This is a genomic window from Spirulina sp. 06S082, assembly GCF_034932145.1.
GTDB lineage: Bacteria > Cyanobacteriota > Cyanobacteriia > Cyanobacteriales > Spirulinaceae > CCY15215.
In genome coordinates this window covers 1-4,623 of record NZ_JAYGHV010000220.1, presented here as the reverse complement: position 1 = coordinate 4,623, position 4,623 = coordinate 1, and the positions used below count along the sequence as shown (strand labels likewise).

The window sequence follows — 4,623 nt, the reverse complement described above, 5'->3', positions numbered from 1 at the left end:
CGGCTTGGTGGTGAAGAAGGGATTAAAGATTTTTTCCTTGATTTCTGGTGCAATTCCCTCCCCATTATCACGGATGCGAATTTCTATTTCAGAATCGCGGTTTGTAGTGGTAACAGTAACGGTGGGAATGAATTCTCCATCGGGATTAGCTTTGAATTTCTTACGAGCAGCGTAGCAGGCATTATCAACAATATTAATCAAGGCACGACCTAAATCCGGTGCCGCTAGGAAAATTTGACCAATGGAGTCGTCATATTCGGTATTCAATTCAACATTAAAGGAGGCATCTTTGGCTCGCAAACTTTGATGTGCCAGTTGTACGGCTTCTGCAATGACAAAGTTGATGTTTCCTGGTTGACGGGTACTGCTTCCCGTGCGAGCGTGCATGAGCATACTGGTAATGATACTATCGGCGCGTTTTCCCTGTTGGTGAATTTCGCTAACGTTGCGCTTGAGATAGTCGAGGGATTCGTTGATAAAGGCTACGGCTTCTGGCTCTAATTGTTCGGCTTGGCGATCGATTTCTTCGGCAATATCTTGGGTTAGGTCTTGGGATAAGTTGGCAAGGCTATTAACGAAGTTGAGAGGGTTGCGAATTTCGTGGGCAATACCTGCGGTTAATGAGCCTAATGAGGCGAGTTTTTCTTGAGCAACTATTTGTTTTTGAGCCGCTTTTAATTCTTTAAGGGTCACTTTTAATTGGTCGTTTTTCTCACTCAGTTGTTGAGTTCGTTCCTCAACTTTACTCTCGAGGGTGCGGGAATATTCTTCGAGTTGAGTATAGAGTCGGGCATTATCAACAGAAATAGAAATTTGGGAAGCGAGAAGGTTGATGACTTTGAGGCGATCTTGGGTGAAGGCTCCGGAGGTTTCGTTATTTTCCAGATAAAGGATTCCGGTGAGTTTATTTTGGTGAATGAGAGGAGTGCAAAGAATGGATTTAGGCTGGTGTTCTTGAATATAAGCATCTTTGGAAAAGAGTCCACCAGTACTGGCATCGTCGAGGACGAGGCTTTTTTTCGTTTGTTCGACGTAGTTGAGGAGGGAGATGGGAAAGGAATGGCGGGAGGAGGAGACGACTTCAACGCTAACTCGGTTCTCTTCGGTTTCTTGGGGTTGGTTTGGGTCGATTTCTCCTTTGGCTTCAATGATCCATTCTGTTTTGGGTTTGGTGAGGAACAGTCCGGAACTGGCCCCGGCATTTTCGATGGAGATTTTCAGGAGTTTTTCCAGGAGATTTTCGACGACGAGTTCGCCACTAAGGGCGAGGGAGGCTTTAAATACAGTATTGAGGTCGAGGACTTGGCTGGCAAGACCGGTGGTGGAATGGGTTGTAGTACCGTAAGTAGCAGTAATGGAAGTCTCTGTCGTAGTGGCGGTCACTTGGGAGTCTAAGGTTGATTCTTGGGCGGAACGTGCAATTAGGTCGGGATAGCGTTGGTCGAGGTCTTTGACTTTGGCTTTGGCTCCCCAGCGAATGTAACTGTAATAGGCTTCGGTCATGTAAGTTTTGGCGATGTTTTTCCGACCTTGAGTGTTATAAAATTCGGCGGCAAGTTCATTAGCGAGGGCTTCTTCGTGGGTGTATTTATTGGTTTTTGCTCCGGCGATGGCGCGATCGTAAAGCAGGGAAGCTTCGTTATATTTGCCTAAAATACGGCATTTTTCTGCTTCAACAAGGTCATATTTATGTTGAAAGTTCATGGGCGCATGATATGCCCATTTCTTGAGTTTTTTCTGATTATTATTAACTTTTTTGAGATATTGCTTTTGTTTTCGCTTGCTTGTTGTATGAAAACTAGCAAGAAGGATTAAAGAATGGTAGCAATGATGTAAAGAGAAAGGAACATTACCACTAATATTTTGACTGTATTGCTCAGTAAGTTCTGAAACTACTAAGGCCCGATTGTAATCTTTAAATAGATAAGATAGAACAGATTGAGCAAAATTAATTAAGGCCAGTTCTGATAGATTCTTACTTTCTGTTGAGCGTAATTGTAGAGTATTTTCTAGATTTTCTTTCTCTTGAAGGTGGTTTTGGCTATCAGTTAGACTCAATGTAAAATGAACGAAAATTTCTATTATCTGCTTATGTAAAAACTGATGATATTTATTTGCTGATTCGCAATAGCTTAATTGTTCTTTTAAGACTGACTCTAAGTGAGAACCTTGAAAGTTTAAATGTATTGAATAATTGGCAGCGCATTGAAATACAGTGTCCATATCTCCTGTTTCTAATCCTGCTTTATAGCCTTCAATGAGTGAAGGAGTTGTTGACTTGATATGCTCTTTCCAATGTTTGATAAAAGTATTAAATATAAAATATATTTTTACCTTCATTTCTTTTGAATCAAATCGATCTAACAACCCCATAGCTAGTTGTCCAAATTGGTATCCTCGTTCGATATCTCCCAGAACGCTACACAAAATGATACCGTAACAGGCATAACCAAAAGCAGATAATGGCGAATTCCCATATTTAATTGAAAGATTGAGCATTTTAAAAACAACTAACGGGAAAAGTAAAGGGCTTGCATTAAAAGTAGCGGGTATAACTCCCATTAAAATCCTCAAACTTTCTTTTTTATGAATTTCAGTCATCTCTGGAAGCGTGCTTAAGTCTGAGACTTTTTTTCGACCTAAATGTATCTTTGTGCGAAATAAACTTATTAAAACATTGATTTGATTGGGTTTACTTGGTAAAGATACTCCCAGTTGTTTCAATATTTTTAAGGATAAATCTATCATTTCTTGTAATTTATTTTGTGCATAATAAAATGTTATTTTAAATTGATGTATTTTGATTTGTTCTAATAAAGTTTGAGTATTTGAGAATATGATTTGAGATAAAGAGTTAGCACGATCGATATTGCCGGTAATATAGTCTACTTCGACAGTTTCTATATGTAAATCTCGAGTGAGTTCATAATGTTTTGTCCAAGCATCTTCTGGCAACAGTTTCAAACTCTCACTCAAGTATTTATTTGCAGCTTCATAAGCATTAGCAATTTTTGCTTTTTTTCCAGCCATTAAATTCAACTTTGCCAATTCTTCTTTTTCTGATGCTAGAGAAATTAATTGCGAACCAATATTCAATTGGTTGACAATATCAAAGATATTTTCTTCTAACGTTGTTTGGTTTGTTCTTTCTAATAATAATTGACCTATTTTTAAATGCGTTTCCTGTTTTTCTGTTTCTGGAATGAGTGAATAAGCAGCTTGCTGAACCCGATCGTGTAAAAATCTGTAAGTAATGCGATTGGTATCGGTCGCTAAAGAACCGTTACGATCGCTTTCAGAAAAAGATAGAGGAATTTTATAGTTCTTACTCAAAGGCAAAATCAACCCTGCTTGTAGTGCTTGCCACAAATCATCGGCTGTTTCTACCAATGATTTCTCGTTCACAATTGCCAATACTTCTAAATAAAAACGATTGCCAATACAAGCAGCTAGTTTTAAAACCCTTTGTACGCGATCGGGAAGTTTTTGAATATTACGGGACACCAAATCCACAACATTCAAATCTGTAACTCCAAATCCTTGTATTTTTTCAATGCTCCATTGCCAATTTTCACGATCAAAGTTAAATTCTAGCAACTGTTCGGTATAAAGGGTTTTAAATAATTGCGTTAAAAAGAAGGGATTTCCTTGAGTTTTTTGGTAAAGTAGATCGGCCAATTCTTGTGAATTATTTGTATTGGTCAATGTTTCGCTAACTAATTGGCGAACGTAATTGAGTTCTAATGGTTCGAGGACAATATTATTAACAACTATACCTAATTTTTGAATTTCATTAATGGTTATAATCGTTGGATGAGATGGGCTAACCTCATTATCTCGATATGCTCCCAAAATGAGAAGATACTGACTATCCGAATCGGTTATCAGTAATTCCAGTAATTTGAGAGATGCTGTATCTGCCCACTGTAAATCATCTAGAAAAACAACTAAAGGATGTTCTCGTGTCGTAAAAACACGAACGAATTGTTGGAAAACTTGATTAAAACGGTTTTGGGATTCGAGAGAACCTAGTTTTGGAACTTCTGGTTGAATCCCAATAATCATTTCTACTTCGGGAATGACATCGGTAATGATACAACCATTAGTTCCTAGTGTTTCTAAAAGTTTTTGCTTCCAATCTTTAATCTTTTCTGTTGCTTCCGTTAAGATTTGTCGTACTAATTCTTGAAAGGCTTGGATAATGGAAGAGTAGGGAATATCTCGCTTGAATTGATCGAACTTTCCCGAAACAAAGTAACCTCGTTGGCGTGTAATGGGTTTGTGAACTTCCTGAACGACGCAGGTTTTTCCAATCCCAGAATAACCGGAAACTAACATTAATTCTCTTGCTCCCTCGCTTACGCGATCGAAGGCTGCAAGTAAAGTAGCAACTTCAGAATCTCTGCCATAGAGTTTTTGGGGAATGAGAAAACGTCCCGCGCGATCGAGTTGTCCGGGGATAAAATTTTTGATTTCTCTTGAAGTTTGCCACTGTTTTAAACATTCTTCCAGATCGGCCTTGAGACCGCGATCGCTTTGATAGCGATCTTCTGCTGTTTTTGCCATGAGTTTCATGACAATGGCAGATATCGCTTCTGGTATTTCTTGATTGAGTTGTTTGGG

General features: G+C 38.7%; 1 protein-coding gene. It reads right to left on the bottom strand.

Annotated features, from left to right (window positions below):
- The coding region (locus VB714_RS14665; protein WP_323225355.1) for an AAA family ATPase at positions 1 to 4,623 on the bottom strand (4,623 nt) is incomplete at both ends.